Here is a 264-nt window from a genome sequence, read left to right as displayed (position 1 = left end):
ATTTCAGGCCCAAGTTGATCATTTGTGGAGGGAGTGCTTATCCGAGGGACTGGGATTACAAGAGATTTAGGCAGGTTGCTGATAAGTGCGGGGCGCTTCTGCTCTGCGATATGGCGCATATTAGTGGCCTCGTTGCTGCTCAGGAAGCGGCTGATCCATTTGAGTATTGCGATTTGGTAACAACTACGACCCACAAGAGTCTAAGGGGTCCAAGGGCTGGCATGATCTTCTACAGAAAGGGTCCGAAGCCACCAAAGAAGGGCT

At 51.1% G+C, this 264-nt stretch carries 1 pseudogene; it reads left to right on the top strand.

What is annotated here, in order from left to right:
* Nucleotides 1-14: 14 nt before the first annotated feature.
* Nucleotides 15-264 (top strand): annotated as a pseudogene (gene glyA / locus ICJ85_RS16290) (serine hydroxymethyltransferase); the annotation flags it as partial.

The sequence above is a fragment of the Aestuariibaculum marinum genome, assembly GCF_014596975.1.
Classification (GTDB): Bacteria; Bacteroidota; Bacteroidia; order Flavobacteriales; family Flavobacteriaceae; genus Aestuariibaculum; species Aestuariibaculum marinum.
Note: the sequence above shows the minus strand (reverse complement) of the source record. Positions and strands in the feature narration are given on the sequence as shown.